The organism is Achromobacter sp. 77 (genome assembly GCF_020541125.1).
Classification (GTDB): Bacteria; Pseudomonadota; Gammaproteobacteria; order Burkholderiales; family Burkholderiaceae_B; genus Achromobacter; species Achromobacter mucicolens.
This window is the reverse complement of sequence record NZ_CP059848.1, coordinates 2454171-2474661: the sequence shown is the minus strand read 5'-3', so window position 1 is coordinate 2474661 and position 20491 is coordinate 2454171. Positions and strand designations below refer to the sequence as shown.

Genomic DNA, 20491 nt, shown 5'->3' with positions numbered 1-20491 from the left:
GCACCAGAACTAGCGCAGCGGCTCGGCCCACAACGCTTGCGGCGCGCCGCCGGCGCCAGGCAGCGCCGCCCCGTCCAGCCGCGCCGCGATCGCTGGCATGTCCGTGACGCCGCGCATGCCGATCACCACCAGCGACGGCTCGCGCTGCCCTGCCGGCAGGCGCGCCTGCGTGTCAAAGCGCACGCGCCGTCCCGCAAACTGCACCAGCACCCAGCCATGCCGGCCGGTGCACACCCACCCCTTGGCCCGCAGCACGTGGCGCGGCAGCTGCTTCAGGCGCTCGGCCAGCATGTCGGCATCGACCAGCGCGGGTGCGCGCCACAGCCAGCTGTGGAACGGATGGTCGGGATCGGGCGGCGCGTCGCGCCGGCTGTGGTGTCCGGGGTCGACGGCGCCGCCGTGGCCGCAGTCAGCGGCGGCGGTCTGCCCCCCGCCATGTCCGCAGGCGTGGGCCTCGTCATCCGCGTGCCTGGCCGCCAACGCGCCATCCCCGCCGCCAAACAGCCGCAGGTCCAACTTTCCCTCGCGCGTCTGCACCACAGGCGCCCCGCCGCTCGCCTCGCGCAGCCACTCATGCACCGCCGCCAGCTCGGCTGGCGCCGGCAGATCCGTTTTGTTCAGCACCAGCAGATCGGCCGCGCGCACCTGCCGCAGCACCGTGTCGGCCAGCAGCGGATCGGCCGCCACGTCGCGGATCGCGCCTGCATCGGCCAGCACCACCACGGCTTCCAGCTGCAACAGGGGGTCGGCCATGCCGACCTGCGCAATGCGTCCCGGATCGGACACGCCGCTCGCCTCGATGACGATCCACTCGGGCAACGGATCCAGCGCCAGCACGCGGGCCAGCGCATCGTCCAGTCCGCCTGCCATCGAGCAGCAGACGCAGCCATTGGACAGCCGGATGACGTTGTCGGCGCGCCCTGCGACGAGGCTGGCGTCGATGTCGACCGGACCGAAGTCGTTGACCAGCACCGCCGCGCGGCGCGGGCTGGCCGTCAGGACATGATTGAGCAAGGTGGTCTTGCCCGCGCCCAGGAAGCCGCCGACCACCGTCAACGGAATGCGCGCCATGTCACGCCTCCAGCGGCAGCGGACGCCCGCCGATGACCGTGCCCAGCACCTTCAGGTCCTTCAGCGACTGCGGTGCGGCGGCGGACGGATCGTCGGCCAGCACACAGAAGTCCGCGTATTTGCCCACTTCGATGGAACCGACCAGATGATCCATGTGCAAGGTATACGCGGCGCCCAGCGTGATGGCATGCAGCGCCGCGTCGACGCCGATGCGCTCGGACTCGCCCAGCACGCGGCCCGAAGCCGTCTGCCGGTTCACGGCGCACCAGGCCGTAAAGAGCGGGCCGAGCGGCGTGATGGGCGCGTCGGAATGGATGGCGTAGGGCACGCCCGCCCGCGCCGCCGACGCGCACGCGTCCATGCGGTTGGCGCGGTCCGGGCCCATCGTCAGCGCATAGTGGGCATCGCCCCAGTAGTAGATGTGGTTGGCAAAGAGGTTCACGCACATGCCCAGGCTGGCCATCTGCCGGAACTGGGCCGCGTCGGCCATCTGGCAGTGCTGCAGCGTGTGGCGGTGGTCGCGCCGCGGGGTGCGCCGAAGCGCGCGGTCCACGGCCTCGATGGCCAGCTGCGTGGCTTCGTCGCCGTTGGTGTGGATGTGCAGTTGCGCGCCGGCGTCGTGGTAGGTCTGCACCATCGAATCCAGTTCGGACGGCGCGATGACCCAGATGCCGTTGGGCGCGCCGTTGTAATAGCCGGGCCAGCGCACCCGCGCCGTAAAGCCCTGAATGGATCCGTCCACCACCAGCTTCACCATGCCCAGATGCAGCTTGGCGTGATTCAGGCGACGGGCCGCCGCCAGCTTCTCCAGGCAGCCGGCCGCGTTGCCCGCGTAGGTCAGCGCCGACGCGGCGGGCACGATGCGCACGGGATAGCCGGATTCCGCTGTCACCCGCGCCAGCGTCGCCAATCCTTCGTCGTTCAGCTCGTTGACCAGATCCGTCGCGGTGGTCACCCCCGCCCACTGCGCCACCTTGCCGAACATACGCAGCCCTTCTTCGGTCAGCCCCACCGTGCGGAACGGGCTGCCGATCAGCCGCATGACGGGAAACATCGCAGCAAACTCGCAGAGTTCGCCGCTGGGCCGCCCGTCCGCCAGCCGGGTCACGCCTTCGATGTCGGTATCGCGGTCGATACCGGCGCGCGCCAACATGGGCGAATTGACGTTCATGAGGTGCATGCTGGCGTGCATCACGACCACGGGGCGCTCGGCCGATACCGCATCCAGGTCATGGATGCTCATGCGGTCGCCGCCAAAGAAGATGGGATCGAAACCCCAGCCGATCAGCGTCTCGCCCTGTGCGAGCGACCGCTCGGCATCGCGCAGCCGGGCCGCCACGTCCGCAAAGCTTTTCAGGCCCGGCCACAGCTTGCCGTCGGGGCCGCGCCGGTCATAAAAGCCCACATAGACGAACTTCCACATGCCGCCCTCGGGCAGATGGCAATGGCCTTCGACCAGGCCCGGCATCAGCACGCTATCCGCGAACCGGTCGTCGACCTGCGCCGGCCCCCAGCCGGCCAGATCCTCCCGCGTTCCCACGCCCAGAATGCGGCCATCGCGCACGGCCACGTGGGTCGCGCGCGGCTGCGCGGGGTTCATGGTGAGGATGGTTCGCGCGACGTAGAGGGTCGTGGCGCCGGAAGGCTGGTTCATCGGGGTTCCTTGTCAGTCGGGAAATATCGGCACGCGCGCATCAGCCCTGCAACGGCGACACCGTCACGCCGCCGCGCGTCTCGACGAAATGGCAGGCCACGTGATGCGCCGGGGCAACCTCGCGCAAGGCGGGTTCCCGGGTGGAGCACAGCGCCTGCGCGGCTGGACAGCGCCCTGCGAAGCGGCAGCCGGGCGGCGGGTTGACCGGGCTGGGCGGATCGCCGGACAGCTTGACCCGCCGCGCCGCCGTCTCGCGCCCGCCCTTCACGGTGGGCACGGCGGACATCAGCGCCACGCTGTACGGATGCAGCGGCCGCGAGAAAAACGCGCGCCGCGAGGCCCGCTCGATGATCTTGCCCAGATACATGACGGCAATGTCGTCGCACACGTGCTCCACCACCGCCATGTCGTGCGAGATGAAGAGAAACGATTGCCCCTGCTCGCGCTGGATCCGGCGCAGCAGGTTCAGGATCTGCGCGCGGATGGCGATATCCAGCGCGGACACGGGCTCGTCGCAGACGATCAGGTCCGGCGCGCTGGCCAGCGCCCGCGCGATGTTCAGCCGCTGGCGCTGCCCGCCCGAGAACTGGTGCGGAAACAGCTGGCGCTGTTCGGGCCGCAGGCCCACCAGTTCGAACATCAACGCCACACGCGCCTCGCGCCCGCCCGGCGGCTCGATGCCCATCAGGTCCAGCGGCGTGCGCACGATGTCCTCGGCGCGCTGACGCGGGTTGAGCGACGAGTACGGATCCTGGAACACCAGCTGCAACCGGCGCCGCATGCGCCGCAGCGCCGCGCCGCGCATCGCGGTCAGGTCATTGCCATCGAAATGGATGCTGCCGCCGGTGGGGTCCGCCAGGCGCAGCACCGACAGCGCCGTGGTGGTCTTGCCCGAACCGGACTCGCCCACGATGGCCAGCGTGCGGCCGCGCTCAAGCTCGAACGACACGCCGTCCACCGCCCGCACGACCACCGGCTTGCCATCGCGCCCGCGCCCGCCCACCGGGAAATGCACCGACAGGTCTCGCACGGACAGCAGGGACGACGCGTGCGACGGGCTCATTGCGATGCCTCCGGATAAAGCCAACAGGACACGCCCTGGCCGCCGTCCAGCAGCGTCATGGGCGGAAACTCGCGGCTGCACCGCGCCATCGCGTGCTTGCAGCGGTCAACGAAGGGGCAGCCGGCGCCGCGCTCCCAGACCGAGGGCACTACGCCGGGAATCTCAGGCAGATCGGGCCGGTCGTCGCTGGGCTCGCGATCCAGTTCCGGCAGGCAGGCGATCAGCCCCTGCGTGTAAGGATGGCGGGGCTGGGTCAGGATCTGGCCGACGCTGCCCTGCTCCACCACGCGCCCGCCATACATCACCACCACGCGGTCCGCCATCTCGGACACCGCGCCCATGTCATGCGTGATCAGCAGCACGGCGGTGCCGCGGCGCGCCTGCTGCTCGCGCAACAGGTCGAAGATCTGCGCCTGCACCGTCACGTCCAGCGCGGTCGTGGGCTCGTCGGCGATGAGCACGTCCGGGTCGCAGGCCAGCGCAATCGCGATCATGACCCGCTGCCGCATGCCGCCGGACAGCTGGTGCGGATAGTCGTCCACGCGCCGCTCGGGCAGCGGAATGCCCACCGACTTGAGCATCTCGACGGCGCGCTCGCGCGCCTGGCGCTTGGAAAGCCCCTGGTGCTGGCGCAACGGCTCGCCGATCTGGTCGCCCACGGTGTAGACCGGATTGAGCGCGGTCATGGGCTCCTGGAAGATCATCGAAATGTTGTTGCCGCGCACCCGGCGCATGGCCTCGTCGTCGTGCATGGCAAGGTCCGCGCCGCGCAAGCGCACGTGGCCCGCGCCGATGCGGGCCAGCGGCGGGATGAGGCGCATGATCGCCAGCGCCGTCATGCTCTTGCCGCAGCCGGACTCGCCCACCAGGCACAGCGTTTCGCCGGGACGCAGGTCAAAGCTCACGTCGCTCAGGACTTCGGCCGCGCGGCCGCGCGTGCGGAATTCCAGGCTCAGGCCGTCCACTTGCAGCACGGGAGTCAGGTCGGCGGCGTTCATGCCCGGCCCCGCGACGTCGGATTGAGCGCATCGTTCAGGCCATCGCCGATCAGGCTGACGGCCAGCACGGTCAGGAAGATGGCCGCGCCCGGCAAGGTCACCGCCCACCATGCGGTCAGGATGTAGGGCCGGTTGCTGCCGATCATCAGGCCCCAGCTCATCACGTTGGGATCGCCCAGGCCCAGGAACGACAACCCTGCCTCGAACAGGATCGCCGTGCCGATGGCCAGCGTGGCCGACACGATCAGCGGCGCCAGCGCATTGGGCAGGATGACGCGCCAGATGATGCGCGCGTCCCCGGCGCCGATCACGCGCTCGGCCAGCACGTATTCGCGGCGCTTTAACCGCAGGAACTCGCCGCGGGCCAGCCGCGCGGTTCCCGTCCAGCTGACCACGCCGATCGCGACCGCGATGGTGGCCAGCGACGGGCTGAAGAGGGTCACCAGCACCATCGCAAAGAGCAAGGTAGGCAGCACCTGGAAGAATTCCGTGATGCGCATGAGGGTTTCGTCGACCCAGCCGCCGTAATAGCCCGCCAGCGCGCCGACGGTGATGCCGATCGCCATGGACAGCACCGCCGCCACCACGCCCACCAGCAGGGTTGCACGGCCGCCGTAGATCATGCCGGTCAGCACGTCGCGGCCCAGGTAGTCGGACCCCAGCAGCAGTTCGCCACCGGGCGGTTCCATCGGCGCGGCGGCAATCTCGAAGGGATCGGCCTGCATCATCATCGGACCGAAGATCGTGACCGCCAGGATCGCCGCCAGCAGCAGCACGCCAGCCAGCGCGCTGGGGTTGCACGCGAACACGCGCAGCGCCTCGTACGACGGCCGGGGCGGCGGTTTGGGACGGGCGTCGGCGCGGGCCTGCCCGGGCAGCGCGATGGGTGCGGGTCTCATGATGTCTTGATCCGGGGATCGATCAGGCGGTACGCCAGATCGGTAAGCTGGTTCATCACCACGACCAGCAACGAGGCAAAGAGCAGGATGCCCAGCAGCGTCGGATAGTCTCGGCGCAGCACGGAATCGAAGGCCAGGCGTCCCAGGCCCGGCCAGTTGAAGACAGTCTCCACAAGAATCGCCCCGGCCAGCACGTTGCCGAACTGCAGCCCCAGCATGGTCACCACCGGCAGCACGCCGTTGCGCAGCGCGTGCTTGTACAGCACCGTGTTCTCCGGCAGGCCTTTGGCGCGCGCGGTGCGGATGTAGTCGGCCGACAGCGCGTCCATGACGCTGGCGCGCGCCAGCCGGCTGTATTGCGCCAGGTACACGAAAGCCAGCGTGAACGCCGGCAGCACCAGATGATGCAGCACGTCCAGCACACCCGCCCAGCCGTCCTGCGGTCCGCCCGCCGAACGCATGTCCGACACCGGAAAGATCGGCAGCACCGAGGCGAACAGGATGATGAGAATGATGCCGGTCCAGAACACCGGCGCCGAATAGCCCACGACCGACAACAGCGTGATCCCCTGCGACAGCAGGCCGTTGGGCTTTCTGGCGGCCAGCGTGCCCAGCAGCGTGCCCGTCAGGAACGCCACGGTCACCGACGTCACCACCAGCAGCAGCGTGGCCGGCACGCGGTCCCAGATCAATTGGGCGACCGGCACGTTGAAGAAGTAGGAATACCCCAGGTCGCCGCGCACGACCTGCCCCAGATAGATGCCAAGCTGCGCGAGGAACGGTTTGTCCAGCCCGTACTGCGCGCGCAGCTGGGCGCGCAGGTCTTCGCTGATGCCGCCCATGGACCCCGCGATGGTCTCCACGGGGTCGCCCGGCGAGATGTGGATGAGCAGGAAGTTCAGCGTCACCACGGCCAGCAACAGGATCGCGGCGTAGGCCAGGCGGCGCGAGAGATATCGCAGCATGACGGCTCCCGCTACTGCACGGACGTTTCATCCAGCGGCGACAGAAGTCCCCATATGCCGGACGGCAGGCCCTGCACCTTCTTGGACGAGAGCGTGTGGTACGGAATGACGGTCAGGAAGTCGATGGGCACGTCCTCGGTCACCAGGCGCTGGAACTCCGCATACAGCGCGCGGCGCTTGTCCGCGTCGGTCTCGGTGCCCGCCTGCTCCAGCAGCGCATCGACCTTCGGATTCTTGTAGGACTGCGTGTTGGTCCAGATGATGTCGCGGATGTTGGACGACATATACGTGCGGTGCACGCCGATGACCGGATCGCCCCAGTTGAAGACGATGTCGGTGGTCATGTCGAAGTCCTTGCCGGCGATGCGCTTGGCCCACGTCGGAAAGTCCGGCGACGCGCGCACCTGCACGTTGATGCCCACCTTCTTCAACTGGCTGCGCAGGTACTCGGCGACGTTCTTGCCCTGCACGTCGCTGCCCGGCATGTAGTCCACCGTGAGCGTCATGCGCTCGCCCTTGCCATCCTTCTTGAACCCGGCCTCGTCCAGCAGCTGTTCGGCGCGCTTCAAGTCCAGCGGATACTTCTTCACGTCGTCGCTGGCAAAGGGGCTGGTGCCCACGATCGGGCCATGCGCCGGCGCGGCAAAGCCCGCATTCAGCGCCTTCGTGATGAAGCCCTTGTCCGTCGCGTAGGCGATGGCCTGGCGCACCCGCACGTCGTTCAGCGGCTTGCGCGCCGTGTTGAACGCCAGCCAGCTGAGCGCGCCGATGCCTTCATAGCCCTTGCTCGTCATGACGATGGACGGGTTGTCCTTGGCGCGCCGCAGGATGGTCGGCTCGGTCATGAACGGCAGCGCACCGATATCGCCCCGCTCCAGCCCGATCAGCAGATTGGTGGCGTCGGGATTGATCTTGACCACCACGCGGTCCAGCAGCGGCTTGCCCTTCAAAAAGAACTTGTCGAACCGTTCCAGCACGATCTCCTGTCCCGGCTTGAACTCCTTGAAGACGAACGGGCCCGAGCCCACCACGTTCGCCGAGTTGCGCGGGTGCGTCTTCAGGTCCTGGCCGTCGCCGTAGATGTGCTTGGGCAGCACCGGCATCAGCGCCGGCGACAGCGCCAGCAGGATCGCCGGATGGGGCTTGCTCATGCGCAGCACGGCGGTGCGCGCGTCCGGCGTGTCCACGCTTTCGACGGGCGCGAACATCGTCTGGAAGGGATGGTTCTGCTTGACCGCCATGATCGAGAACGCCACGTCCTCGGACGTCACGGGTTTGCCGTCATGAAAAACCGCATCGCCGCGCAGGTGCAGCGTCAGCGACTTGCCGTCCGGCGCCAGCTCCCACGACTCAGCCAGGTAAGGCTGCGGCTTCCAGTCGGCGTCGTAGCGCAGCGGGCTGGCAAAGAGCTGTGCGCTGGGCAGCGCGGTGGCCGTTCCCGACTGGACCGCGCCGTTCAGGTGCCGCGGCACCTGCGTGGATCCGATGACCAGCGTGCCGCCGGCCTTGGGCGCGTCCGCCGCTCCAGCGCCCCCCGCCATTGCAAACACCGACAGAATCGTGGCCAGGCCTAGTCTTGCGCTGCGCATGTGCTACCCCTTTGATGTTGTGGCGTGAACCATTCATGGATGGCTTGCGGTCTAGCGTAGTCATCCCCCGGATGCACGCTTAGTACCAAACCGCCAGACTTGGTGGTGCCAGGCTTGCCTGCGGTCACCGGCCGATGGCGTGCGCGTGCAGCGCCGCGACGGCGCAACTGTTCACCCGCGCTTCCATCGAATCGGACCGGCTCGTCAACAGCACCGGCACCCGCGTGCCCAGCACCAGGCCGGCCGCGCCGGCGCCCGCCAGCCACGTGAGCTCCTTGTAGAGCATGTTGCCGGCCTCGATGTCGGGCACCAGCAGGATGTCGGCGTCGCCCGCCACGCGCGACACGATGCCTTTCTGATCGGCAGCCTCGCGCGAGATGGCATTGTCGAAGGCCAGCGGCCCATCGATGTCCCCGCCCCGGATCTGCTGGCGGTCCGCCATCTTGGACAGCGCGGCCGCATCCAGCGTGGCCGGCATCGCCGGGTTGACCGATTCGGTGGCGCACAGCACCGCAACCTTGGGCCGTTCCACGCCGAGGGCGCGCGCCAGATCAATGGCGTTCTGCGCGATGTCCGCCTTTTCCTGCAAGGTGGGCGCGATGTTGACGGCCGCGTCGGTCAGGATCAGCAGCTTCGGGTAGGCCGCCACCGCCATCACGAAGGCGTGGCTGATGCGCCGGCCCGTGCGCAGGCCCGATTCGCGCGTCACCACCGCCGACATGAAGTGATCGGTGTGCAGGCTGCCCTTCATCAGCATGCGGACCGCGCCGTCACGCGCCAGCGCCGCGGCCGCGCGTGCGGCCGCAAGCTCATCGTCTGGCGTGTCGACGATCTCCATGGAACCCGCGCGTATGCCTTCCTGCGCCATCAGCGTGGCCATGCGGTCCGCGGGCCCGACCAGCACGGGCTCGATGTAGCCTGCCTCGCTCGCCTCTACGGCGGCGCGCATGCTGACGGGGCACAGCGGATACGCCACCGCGGTGCGCAGCCGCCCCGCCGCCAGCGCGGCAACGCGCAGCGGCCCGAACAAACGGTCGAATGCCATGTCTTCGCTCCTGCCGCGGCCGCGCGTGCGGCGGCCGGGTGATTGACCGGCGCGGGGCCAGGGCGTGACGCCCTGCCCCTGCCCGCGCCGGGCGCGCCGGTCAGCGTCCCACCGGCTCGATCGACAGCGGCACCTCGCCGGCCTGGAACGGCTGGTTCACGTACTTGCGGTACTTGTCCAGGAACCGCACCGGCTGCTTGAGCGCATCCCGGCGGAACGGATCGCCCAGCTCCTGGCTGACCATCATCTCCAGCACGGTGGTCTTGCCTTCAAGCTGCGCCTGGCACGCGGCCTGCAGCGCGGCGCCGACCTGGTCGGCGTGTTCCACGCGGATGCCTTCGGCCCCCATGGCGCGCGCCAATTCCGAGAAGTTGGGATTGCGCAGGTTGCTGCCCACGAAGCGGCGGCCATAGAAGTCGACCTGGTTCTTTTTCTCGGCGCCCCACTGGCCGTTGTGGAACACGACCGCGGTCACCGGGATCTGCTCGCGCACGCAGGTCAGCAATTCCTGGAAGCTCATGCACCAGGCGCCATCGCCCACATACGCCACCGCCGGGCGGTCGGGCCGGCCAAGCTTGGCGCCGATCAACGCCGGCAGCGCGTAACCGCAGTTGCCGAAACTCATGGCTGCCAGCATGGAGTTGGGCTCGTCGAAACGCAGGTAGCTGTTGGACACCGAGCAGATGTTGCCGATATCGGTGGAGACCATCACGTGCTTGGGCATCGCGCGTTCAAGCTCGCGCAGCATGCGGCGCGGGTGCATGCGCCCGCCGCCCTGCTCGATGATGTCCAGGCTCCAGTCGTCGCGCTCGTGCGACCAGCTGTCCAGTTCCTGTTCCCATTCAGCCTTCTGGGCAGAGATCTCGCTGGCGCGCTGATCCTTGGTGCGCACGCAGGCCACGTCGCGACCCTGCAGCTTGGCCGTCAGCGCGGCGGCGGCCGGCTTGGCGTCGCCGCAGATCCCCACGGACACCGGACGCACCAGGCCCAGCATGCGATGGTCGGCGTCGACCTGGATGATGCGGGCATTCTGCGGCCAGTATTCCAGCCCGTGTTGCGGCAGCGTGCCGAAGGGCCCCAGGCGGGTGCCCAGCGCCAGCACCACATCCGCCTGCGACAGAAGCTTCATGCCGGCCTTCGCGCCCTGGTAGCCCAGCGGGCCGCACCACAGCGGATGGCTGGCCGGGAAGGCGTCGTTGTGCAGATAGCTGGTCACCACCGGCGCGCCCAAGAGCTCGGCCAGCGCCACGCATTCCGCCTGCCCGTCCGAGAACAACACGCCGCCGCCCGCCACGATGACCGGGAACTTGGCCTCGGCCAGCATGCGCGCCGCGGCTTCCAGGTCCTCTTCGGAGCCCGGCCCGCGCCGGATGCGGCGCGGCTCGGGGATGGCCACGTCGATCTCGCCGTAGAAATAGTCGCGCGGAATGTTCAGCTGCGCGGGGCCGCGTTCGGCCATCGCATTGTCGAACGCCTTGGCCGTGAATTCGGCCATGCGATCCGGACGGTTCACGTGCGCCTGGTACTTCGTGATGCGCGAGAAGATCGGCAGCTGCTCGGTCTCCTGGAAGCCGCCCAGCCCCATGCCCGACGTGCCGGTCTCGGGCGTGATCGCCACCACCGGGCTGTGCGCCCAATAGGCCGCCGCCACGCCCGTCACGAAATTGGTGATGCCGGGGCCGTTTTGTGCAATGCACACGCCGTGCCGGCCGGTCACGCGCGAATAGCCGTCGGCCATGTGCGCCGCGCCCTGTTCGTGCACCGTCGGCACGAAGCGGATGCCGGCCGCGGGAAACAGGTCCAGCGCATCCATGAAGGCCGAACCGACGATGCCGAAAACATCCTTGACGCCCTGCGCGACCAGCGTTTCGACAAACGCTTCGCTGGGGGTCATGTGTTGCTTGCTGCTCATGGTCTCTCTCCTGGCATGCCGGCGCTCGTCCGATTGCTAGTTGGCCGGTGTGATCCGATACTGCGCCAGAAATCCCTCCCTTCCCACCCCCGGGCGTTCCATTTTCTGCATTTTCTGTGCGACGATGGGCAGCCGATCGCCAATTCTTCAATTATTGAAAGATGAAAGACGAATCCTCCGCCGCCCTGCGCGCGCTGACGCTGCTGGAACAGGTTGCCCGTTCGTCCCAGCCCGTCTCGCTGGCCGAACTGACCGAGGCCACCGGCCTGCCCAAACCGTCCGTCCTGCGCATCCTGTCGCGCCTGGTCGACGCCGGCATGCTGCTGCGCGAACCGGCCGGCAAAAGCTACGTCAGCGGCCCGCGTCTTGGGGCGCTCGCGCGCGACACCTTGCTCAATTCACCGCTACGCGGCGAGCGCCACCGCATCCTGGACAGCCTGGTCGACGAAATCGGCGAGACCTGCAACTGCACCATGCTCGACGGCGACGAGGTCATCTACCTGGATCGGGTGGAAACCGCCTGGCCGCTGCGCGTCAATCTGCAATCGGGCTCGCGCGTGCCGCTGCATTGTTCGGCAAGCGGCAAGCTGTTCCTGGCATACATGCGCCGCGAAACCCGCCAGCGCATGCTGGCGGCGGCCCAGTTGCCGCGCTATACGCCGAACACGCTCTGCGACGCGGCGGCGCTGGAAGAAGAACTGCGGACCATCAAGAAAGAAGGCGCCAGTTTCGACCGCGAGGAATTCCTGCTGGGCATCGTCTGCATGGCGGTGCCCATCCTGCATGGATCGCGCGCCATTGCGGCGGTGGCGCTGCATGCGCCGGTGGCAAGGTTGACGATCGACGGCGCGCGGGCGTGGCTGCCGCGCATGCAGGAAGCGGCCCAGGCGTTGGCGGGAACGTACGAAGCGTCCGCCTAGTTCGGACGATTCAAGCGTCCGGGTCGTTCCTGGCCGCGCCGGCCTGCGCCCGCTCCTGGCGGCGGTTTCTCGCGCCTTCGATCTTGGCCAGCAGCGGCTGCTTTTTCTGAATGACGATTTCCAGATACCGGTCGCGCGGCAGGACGAGCCGCACTACGGTCGGCAGCGCCTCGTAGGCGCGCTCCAGCACGTCCTTGACCATGGCGTCGTCCTTGAGCTTTTCGGCCGAGACGCTGAGCAAGCCGTCGACCGTCACGCGCTCGATGGTCTGCCAATGCTGGTCCACCAGCGCGCTGCCCTTTTCGGCAGTCGCGCCCGCCAGTTCGCGGCCCTTTTCCGCGGTGGCCCCGGCCAGCTCGCGGCCTTTCACCGCCGTGGCGCCCGCCAGCGCCAGGCCCTTGGCCCGCGCATTCGCGGCGGCATCGCCCAGCTGGGCTTTTGAATTTTCCAGCGCCCCGGCCGTGCGGCTGGTCAGCGCGCGCGCCTTGACAGCCGCGCCTTCGGACAGCGCCTTGAACTTGTCGAACATGATCCACCCTGACGTCAGTTGGCGTTGATGATCGGGACAGGCCCGCCCCGCAGCCGGCCACCCCGTCGGTAGATCATACCGACTCAGGCTTTACACTACGCCCAACTCAGCTTTTCTCCGATCCCTGACCGGATCCGCCCCCCCGTGACCGACACCGCCTTCTCCACCCTTCCCCTCCTTCCCCCGCTGCTCGAAAACCTGAATACCCTGGGTTTCGAACAGATGACGCCGATCCAGGCGCAGGCGCTGCCGCTCATCCTGGACCGGCGCGACGTGATCGCCCAGGCCAAGACCGGCAGCGGCAAGACGGCGGCGTTCGGGCTGGGCGTGCTTCAGAACCTGGACGTGAATCGCCTGGTTCCGCAAGGTCTGGTGGTCTGCCCCACCCGCGAACTGGCCGACCAGGTCGCGCAAGAACTGCGGCGGCTGGCGCGCCTGATTCCCAACGTGAAGATCCTGACGCTGTGCGGCGGCGCCGCGGCGCGGCCGCAGGCCGAGTCGCTGGCCCGCGGCACGCACCTTGTGGTCGGCACGCCCGGCCGCATCCAGGATCACCTGGCACGCGGCAGCCTGGACCTGTCGGGCCTGAACACGCTGGTCCTGGACGAAGCCGACCGGATGGTGGACATGGGCTTTTATGACGACATCGTCGCCATTGCCTCGCACTGCCCCGCCAAGCGCCAGACGCTGCTGTTTTCGGCCACCTATCCCGACAACATCCGCAAGCTCAGCGCGCGTTTCCTGCGCAATCCCGCCGAGGTCAAGGTCGAGGCGCAACATGACGCCAGCCGCATCGAGCAGATCTTCTACGAGATCGACGAAGGCGAACGCCTGGACGCGGTGGCCAAGCTGCTGGCGCATTTCCGTCCCGCCTCCACGCTGGCCTTCTGCAACACCAAGATCCGCAGCCATGACCTGGTGGAACGCCTGCAAGCCGAGGGCATCAGCGCCCAGGCGCTCAATGGCGACCTGGAGCAGCGCGAGCGCGACGAAATCCTGATCCAGTTCGCCAACCAGAGCTGCGCCGTGCTGGTGGCCACCGATGTGGCCGCGCGCGGGCTGGACATCCAGAACCTGGGCGCCGTCATCAACGTGGACGTCACCAAGGACACCGAGGTCCACGTTCACCGCATCGGCCGCAGCGGCCGGGGCGACCAGAAGGGGCTGGCGCTCAGCCTGTGTTCGCCCGAGGAAATGCGCTGGGCCACCCTGATCGAGCAATACCAGGGCTCGCCGCTGAAATGGGGCGACCTCAAATCGCTGCGCCCCAAGGCCGACCGCCCGTTGCGCGCGCCCATGATCACGCTGAGCATCCAGGGCGGCAAGAAGGACAAGCTGCGTCCTGGCGACCTGCTGGGCGCGCTGACCGGCGACGGCGGCCTGACGTTCGAGCAGGTCGGCAAGATCAACATCACCGAATTCACGTCGTATGTGGCGCTGGACCGCCAGATCGCCAAGCAGGCGTTCTCCCGGATTTCCAACAGCAACATCAAGGGCCGCCGGTTCCGGATGCGCTTCCTGGAAGAATTCTGATCCGGCATGGCGGGCGGCAGTCACGCGCGGCAAAAGCTTGTGGGTTTGACACGGGCTTTGCCATAATGGCGCCGCCCGCACGCCGGTATGCTGGTTTTTTCGAAAGGCGCGGCGGGCGCGGAACCAAAGGCAAGCAGTGAGCTCCAACCTGCCCACTGTCCCCCTTAACCATCACAAGAGAAACTCACCATGATCAAGTCCGATGACACCGGCAAGCTGATCCTGCGCCTGACCCTCGGTATCCTGATTCTGCTCCACGGCCTGTTCAAGCTGACCGGCGGCGGCGTCGGCGGCATCAGCGGCATGCTGTCCTCGCATGGCCTGCCCGGCTTCCTGGCCTACGGCGTGTACATTGGCGAAATCATCGCTCCCGTCCTGCTGATCATCGGCGTCTACACCCGTCTGGGCGGTCTGATCATCGCCATCAACATGGTCGTCGCCATCCTGCTCGCCCACAGCGGCAGTATTGCCAGCATGACCAACAACGGCGGCTGGGCACTGGAACTGCAAGGCATGTACCTGTTCACCGGCCTGGCGATCGCGTTCATGGGCGCTGGCCGTTTCAGCCTGGGTGGCACCGGCGGCCGCTGGAACTGACCGGCTGCCCCGTCCGCCGCGCCACGCGGCGGACATGCAAGGCAACACCCCAAGGGACCGCGCATTCGCGGTCCCTAATGAGATGGTCAGCCCGATCCCCACGAAGCGGTACGCTGAGTGGGGATTGTTCTTTCTGGGAGACCTCTCATGAGCACCGTCACGCTGATTGGCATCGATCTGGGTAAGCATAGCTTCCATCTGCACGGGCAGGATTCTGCCGGCAGGATGGTGTTTCGCAAGAAGTGCTCTCGCCAGCAAGTGTTCACGTTGCTGGGTAATAGCCCGTGCAGCACGGTGGTGATGGAGGCCTGCGCAGGAGCCCATTGGATGGCGCGCCGCATCCAGGCGCTAGGCCACCAACCCAAGCTGATCTCCCCACAGTTCGTGCGCCCTTTCGTGCAGGGCAACAAGAACGACTTTGCCGATGCGCAGGCGATCTGCGAAGCAGCCTCGCGCCCGAGCATGCGGTTCGTGTGCGTGCGCAACGAGGCTCAGCAGACCGTCTCGGCGCTGCACCGCGTCCGAGAGTCGCTGGTGCGCGAGCGCACCGGCGTGATCAACCAAGTCCACGCCTTTTTGCTGGAGTTCGGCATCAGCCTGCCGCGCGGCCAGGCGATCCTGCGGCGCCTGCCAGCGGTGTTGGCCGAGCATGAGCTGCCGCCCCGACTGGCGGCATTGCTTGAACGGCTGCAGGCGCACTTCAAGTATTTGGACGAGCAGATCGGCGAAATCGAACGCGATTTGTGCCAGCAACTGCGCGAGGATGAACGCAGCCAGCGGCTTCTGGAGATCCCCGGCATCGGGCCGATCACCGCGAGCGTGCTGATGACAGAATTGGGCGATGCGCAGCAATTCGGTTCGGCCCGCCAGTTCGCCGCCTCTGTGGGTCTGGTGCCACGCCAATACAGCACTGGCGGTACGCCTAAGCTGCTGGGAATCAGCAAGCGTGGCGACAAGAATCTCAGGCGGCTGTTGGTGCAGGGCGCACGAGCGATCATGCAACGCGTAGAGCGGCGCACGGATCGGCTGGGCGTCTGGGTACGCGAGCTGCTGGCACGACGCCACTCGAACGTGGTGGCCTGCGCGCTGGCCAATAAATTGGCGAGGATAGCCTGGGCCATCCTCGCCAATGGAACGAACTACCGAAGTGAGCAGGTTGTTAGCGCAACCTGACATTCATCACCGTTTTACGCAGTCACTTCCTGGTTTTGCGACGCGAGTACGTGAAGACATAAACGGCTCAACGGCCTGGCAAGAAACCTGGTAAAAAATTCAGCACCTGGATGCTGAGGCCCTTTTGAGGTTTGCCGGGCGCGACTCTCATCATGGAGCGGGGGACCTGTCCCCAAACGACTCCGAATAGATTTGAGCAAAGCCCAATTTACGCCAACACAAACCCGCTTGCAAAAATCGGGCTGACCATAGATTTCTTTTTGCGACGACTATGACGCGTTTACGGGGACATTGATACGAACGTCATCGACCGTCACGCAGGCGCAAACATCCGTCACGCGAAAGCTGTTTCGGAACCATTACAGTCCCCGAACTTGGTCCCGCCGGCATGGCCTAATTTGCATGCGCGCAGTGAAGGCGTATTTCGCGCCTTGCGCCAGGCGGGAGCCGGATGATGAAAAAGACTTTGTTGTTGATGGTGGCGATGACAAGCGCCTTGAGCGGCTGTGTGGTCGTCCCGGCGCGGCCGGCTTACTACCGGCCCGCGCCGGTCTACGCCACGCCGCATTATTACTACTACCCGGCGTACCCCGCCCCGCATTATTACTATCGCGGCTATTGAACATCGGATCTGCTGCGCCAAGGACATTCTCATGAGCCCTTCCTTCCAGATTGCCCGCTTGCGGCCGCTGGCCACCGCGGCCCTGCTGGCAGTTACCGCCACCGCCCCCGCGCTGGCCGCCGCGCAGAACGTCTACTCCACGCAGCAGGTGCCGGTTCCGTCTGCGTATCAACAACCCGCATACGACGAGGGCGATCCGGCCAACGCGAATCTGGCGCTCGTTGACCGCAGTCCCGAGCCGCCGCCGCCGCTGCCGGTCTACGTGCAACCGCCCGCCCCCGCGGACGGCTATCTGTGGGTGCCCGGCTACTGGAGCCTCAACCGTTACGGCTTTTTCTGGGTGCCCGGCGCCTGGGTGCTGGCGCCGTATCAGGGCGCTCTCTGGACCCCGGGGTACTGGGGCTTTTCCAATGGCGTTTACCTCTGGAACCCGGGCTATTGGGGGCCGCACGTGGGTTTCTACGGCGGCATCAACTACGGCTTCGGCTATACGGGCCTGGGTTATGTGGGCGGTTACTGGAAACGCGACCGCTTCTACTACAACCGGTCCGTCACGAACGTGAACATCACCCGCGTGACGAACGTCTACAACCGGAACATCGTCGTCAATAACGTGGACAACCGCCGGGTCAGCTACCACGGCGGGCCGCAAGGCGTGCGCCGCAATGCAGACCCGCGCGAGCTGGCCGCGCGCAATGATCGCCACGCGGGCCCCACCGACGCGCAGCGCGCCTACGTGCGCGATGCGGGCGGTAACCGCGCCCAGTTCTATGAACACAACAAAGGCAAGCCGCCCCAGGCGTATGTGGATCACCCGAACAACGGCAGGCCCGGCCGGGACGCCCGCCCGCAGGGCAACAACCCGTCCGCGCCGCAGGACCGCCTGCCGCAGGATCGCCTGCCGCAGGATCGCCTGCCGCAGGATCGCCAGCAGCAGGTCCGCGACCAGCAGGCGCGCGATCAGTTGAGAAACGATCAGCAACGCCAGCAGCAGGCTCGCGAACAGCAAAGCCGTGACCAGCAGATGCGCGACCGGCAGCAGAACGACGCGCAAGCCCAGCAGCAGTTGCGCCAGCAGCAGATGCGTGACCAGCAGGCGCGTCAGCAGCAGCAACGCGATCAGCAGAACCAGCAGGACCTGCGCGAACGCCGGCAACAGGATCAACAGGCCCGCCAGCAGCGGGAACGCGACGACCAGGCGCGCCAAATGGCGCGTGACCGTCAGGAGCACGAACAACAGGCGCGCCAGAACCGCCAACAACAGCAACGCGATCAGCAGGCGCAACAGGTCCGTCAGCAGCAGCAGCAGCAGCAGCAGCAACGGCAACAGCGCGATCAGCAGCAGGCCCGCCAGCAACAGCAGCGCGACCAGCAGGCGCAGCAGGCCCGCCAACAGCAGTAACAGCAACAGCAGCAGCAACGGGAACAGCAGCAGTCACGCCAGCAGCAGCAACGCGACCAGCCGCGCGGCAACAATGGCCGCGGCGGGCCTGACGGCGGCTGAACTGGACCCGTGCGCGCCCCGCCGCTACAGTAGACGCTTGCCGCGGCGTTTCCGCGGCTTCAACGGGAGACACCCATGAAGCGCCTTGCCCCCTGGTTCCTCGTATGCGGCCTGATGGCCGGCACGCCGGCCCTCGCCGCGCTGCCGGTGGGCGCCGCCGCGCCGGACTTCAGCGTGCCGGCCTCGCTGGGCGGCAACGAATACACCTTCAAGCTGAAGGAAGCGCTCAAGCAAGGTCCGGTGGTGCTGTATTTCTTCCCGGCCGCCTTCACGCAGGGATGCACCATCGAAGCCCACAACTTTGCGGAGGCCACGGACGAATACAAATCGCTGGGCGCCACGGTCATCGGCGTCTCGACCGACAACATCGACACGCTCAAGAAATTTTCCGTCAGCGAGTGCCGCAACAAATTCGCCGTCGCGGCCGATGGCGACGGCAAAGTCATGAAGGCGTACGACGCCGTGCACGACAAGCGGCCGGAATATGCGCAGCGTGTGTCCTACGTGATCTCACCCGAAGGCAAGATCCTGTACGAATACACGAATATGAGCCCCGAGTCGCACGTGGCAAACACGATGCGCGCGCTGCGGGAATGGAAGGCCAAGCAGTAACGCCCTGGTGAGATACCAGCGTCCACAATAAGGCGCGGTCGTAAACGTACTGCTTTACGTACCGCGCCTGTCGAAGATCAGTTGAACGGCCAGACCGTCGGGTGCGTGCCGGGCGGACTGGACGGCCGGATCCAGCGCGCCGGGGTCTCCGAGAAGCGCGCCGCATGGCGCACCGCGACCAGCTCGCCAAAGCCTGATGGCGACGTCTCCATCAGCCCGTCAAAGCCCGGCATGGGACAGTCCAGCCCGCCGTCCACCCGCCCCAACCCGCGCAGCCAGTGCGCGGTCTGAGCGAGCGACACGCGCACGTGCCAGCTGCCGCCTTCGGTTGCCTGGCGCGCCAGCGCCACCTGCGCGCCAAACGCCATCAGGTAACCCGACGCGTGATCCAGGATCTGCATCGGCAACGCCTTGGGCGCCTCCTGACCGGCGGCCAACGCTTCCGCGTGGTTAAAGCCCGTGGCCGTCTGCACCAGGGAGTCGAACCCGCGCCTGTTCGCCCACGGACCCGTCGTGCCGTACGCGGACAAAGACACATAGACAATGCCCGGACGGATGCGTGCCGCGTCCTGCGGGCCGAATCCCAGAGCGGACATGCCGCCAGGCCGATAGCCCTGCACAAAGATATGCGCGCTGCGCAGCAGGTTGCCGAGCGCGATGCGGCCATCTGCCGTGTCCAGATCCGCCAGCACGGACAGCTTGCCGCGGCTGGTGTCGATGATGTTGTCGATATTGGGCAGTTGCGGGCTGTTGACCAGCATGACGTCGGCGCCATAGGCGGCCAGCGCGCGGCCGCACACCGGCCCGGCGATGATGCGCGTCAGGTCCAGCACGCGGATGTCCTGCAGCGGCCGCGCATTCTGCGCGTATTTCGGCAGCGGGCGAGGATCAGCTTCACCGATACGTTCGATGGTCAGCAGCGGTTGCGCGGCGACAGCCTGCCCCTGCGGATGGCGGTCCCATTCCTCGAACGAGCGCATTGCAGACACGACCATGCCGGCATCGGCCGCCACCTGCTCGAAATCCAGCGCCTTCCAGCGGCTCAGCGCGCGTTCCACGGCTTCGCGCGTGGCGCCGTCCCCGGTCGGGCAGCCCAGCAAGGCCAGCGCCCCATCACGGTGATGCGCGAAGTTGGCGTGAATGCGCACCCAGCCGCCATCGCCGCAGCGATAGACGCCGGTGATGGGATCCCACGGATTGGGCGTGACGCCATTGATGGTGTAGTGGCTGCGGCACTCCTGCGCCGCATGCAGCATGTCCACGCTGACCTGCTGCCGGGCGCCGCCGCGCAGGTGCCAGACCTCCGCGGCAGCCAGGGCCGCGGCAGCCATGCTGGTCTGCGCGGCCGTGCCGACGGCAAATGAGGAAGGGACGACAGGGTCTGCGCCGGTCAGCACGACGTGCTCAAGCGACGCGTCCGGTAAATCGACCGAACGCCAGAGCTTCTGCAAGACATCGCGGGACGTCTTGCCGGCGGGTGTACGTCCCTTCAGAAAGGACGGGCGGAGGTCCATCAGATTTCCCATAGCGTTTGCCTGCTTTAGTCGTTTACTTGCATTACATGGCGGCGTCCGCACGTGCGTCAATACACGCCACGCGCTAGCGTGTTTCATGGTTTGACGGCCAATGCCGGGCGTTTTGGCGTTCGGGAGCGGTCTGGCCCCTCCCCCTGCCAACCAGGCGCCGCAACGGGTTGCAGTGCAACACCGGTCACATCTCCTCGTAGTTTTTACATCGTCTTCCAGGCGCTTTCGCCCCGGGCCGCGCGCGTGCTCGGGATAGAATCGCAGCCTCGCCGGCGCGCC

Annotated in this window: 18 protein-coding genes; 7 read left to right on the top strand and 11 right to left on the bottom strand. The window is 67.1% G+C overall.

The window, feature by feature from the left end; all coding sequences use genetic code 11:
- Nucleotides 1-9 precede the first annotated feature (9 nt).
- From H4P35_RS11405 to xsc, 9 genes are all read right to left on the bottom strand, one after another.
- Nucleotides 10-1071, bottom strand: coding sequence for a GTP-binding protein (locus tag H4P35_RS11405; protein ID WP_226849078.1), 1062 nt, complete (start codon nt 1069-1071; stop codon nt 10-12).
- Between the two features lies 1 nt (nt 1072).
- Complete coding sequence (locus tag H4P35_RS11400; protein ID WP_226849076.1) at nt 1073-2725, bottom strand: amidohydrolase; 1653 nt, start codon at nt 2723-2725, stop codon at nt 1073-1075.
- 40 nt (nt 2726-2765) lie between these two features.
- Nucleotides 2766-3788 (bottom strand): ABC transporter ATP-binding protein, encoded by a 1023-nt coding sequence (locus H4P35_RS11395; RefSeq protein ID WP_062841336.1) that lies wholly within the window; start codon nt 3786-3788, stop codon nt 2766-2768.
- Entirely contained in the window at nt 3785-4786 is a 1002-nt protein-coding gene (locus tag H4P35_RS11390; RefSeq protein WP_226849074.1) for an ABC transporter ATP-binding protein, read from the bottom strand. Before H4P35_RS11390 ends, H4P35_RS11395 begins: the two co-directional genes overlap by 4 nt.
- Entirely contained in the window at nt 4783-5685 is a 903-nt protein-coding gene (locus H4P35_RS11385) for an ABC transporter permease (protein ID WP_226849072.1), read from the bottom strand. The genes H4P35_RS11390 and H4P35_RS11385 overlap by 4 nt, the downstream gene beginning before the upstream one ends.
- Nucleotides 5682-6650 carry an ABC transporter permease gene (locus H4P35_RS11380; RefSeq protein WP_152384228.1) on the bottom strand — a complete coding sequence of 323 codons (969 nt, stop codon included), beginning with the start codon at nt 6648-6650 and terminating at the stop codon, nt 5682-5684. Before H4P35_RS11380 ends, H4P35_RS11385 begins: the two co-directional genes overlap by 4 nt.
- 11 nt (nt 6651-6661) lie before the next feature.
- Entirely contained in the window at nt 6662-8239 is a 1578-nt protein-coding gene (locus H4P35_RS11375) for an ABC transporter substrate-binding protein (RefSeq protein ID WP_180099277.1), read from the bottom strand.
- A 124-nt stretch (nt 8240-8363) separates the two neighbouring features.
- A complete protein-coding gene (locus tag H4P35_RS11370) occupies nt 8364-9284 on the bottom strand; it encodes a bifunctional enoyl-CoA hydratase/phosphate acetyltransferase (protein ID WP_226849070.1) in 921 nt (306 codons plus the stop codon).
- Between the two features lie 100 nt (nt 9285-9384).
- Nucleotides 9385-11196: a sulfoacetaldehyde acetyltransferase gene (xsc, locus tag H4P35_RS11365; protein WP_062841341.1), complete on the bottom strand. Its 1812-nt coding sequence runs from the start codon at nt 11194-11196 to the stop codon at nt 9385-9387.
- Between the two features lie 161 nt (nt 11197-11357).
- On the opposite strand from xsc, the gene H4P35_RS11360 reads away from it, so the two are divergent.
- Complete coding sequence (locus H4P35_RS11360; RefSeq protein ID WP_180099276.1) at nt 11358-12116, top strand: IclR family transcriptional regulator; 759 nt, start codon at nt 11358-11360, stop codon at nt 12114-12116.
- Between the two features lie 10 nt (nt 12117-12126).
- On the opposite strand, the gene H4P35_RS11355 is transcribed toward H4P35_RS11360, so the two are convergent.
- Nucleotides 12127-12645, bottom strand: coding sequence for a hypothetical protein (locus H4P35_RS11355; protein ID WP_175236460.1), 519 nt, complete (start codon nt 12643-12645; stop codon nt 12127-12129).
- 144 nt (nt 12646-12789) lie between these two features.
- On the opposite strand from H4P35_RS11355, the gene dbpA reads away from it, so the two are divergent.
- The 6 genes from dbpA to H4P35_RS11325 all read left to right on the top strand — a co-directional run bounded on the left by dbpA (nt 12790) and on the right by H4P35_RS11325 (nt 18686).
- On the top strand, nt 12790-14178 hold the full coding sequence (gene dbpA, locus H4P35_RS11350; protein WP_180099274.1) for an ATP-dependent RNA helicase DbpA: 1389 nt from the start codon (nt 12790-12792) through the stop codon (nt 14176-14178).
- A 189-nt stretch (nt 14179-14367) separates the two neighbouring features.
- Entirely contained in the window at nt 14368-14775 is a 408-nt protein-coding gene (locus H4P35_RS11345; RefSeq protein ID WP_180099273.1) for a DoxX family protein, read from the top strand.
- A gap of 147 nt (nt 14776-14922) precedes the next feature.
- Entirely contained in the window at nt 14923-15948 is a 1026-nt protein-coding gene (locus H4P35_RS11340; protein ID WP_226847664.1) for an IS110 family transposase, read from the top strand.
- A gap of 454 nt (nt 15949-16402) precedes the next feature.
- Complete coding sequence (locus H4P35_RS11335; protein WP_174245455.1) at nt 16403-16570, top strand: hypothetical protein; 168 nt, start codon at nt 16403-16405, stop codon at nt 16568-16570.
- A 31-nt stretch (nt 16571-16601) separates the two neighbouring features.
- Nucleotides 16602-17972 carry an adenylate cyclase gene (locus tag H4P35_RS11330; RefSeq protein ID WP_226849068.1) on the top strand — a complete coding sequence of 457 codons (1371 nt, stop codon included), beginning with the start codon at nt 16602-16604 and terminating at the stop codon, nt 17970-17972.
- A 177-nt stretch (nt 17973-18149) separates the two neighbouring features.
- Nucleotides 18150-18686, top strand: coding sequence for a peroxiredoxin (locus tag H4P35_RS11325; RefSeq protein ID WP_128828183.1), 537 nt, complete (start codon nt 18150-18152; stop codon nt 18684-18686).
- A 77-nt stretch (nt 18687-18763) separates the two neighbouring features.
- On the opposite strand, the gene H4P35_RS11320 is transcribed toward H4P35_RS11325, so the two are convergent.
- Entirely contained in the window at nt 18764-20212 is a 1449-nt protein-coding gene (locus H4P35_RS11320) for a CoA transferase (protein WP_062841347.1), read from the bottom strand.
- Nucleotides 20213-20491 lie beyond the last annotated feature (279 nt).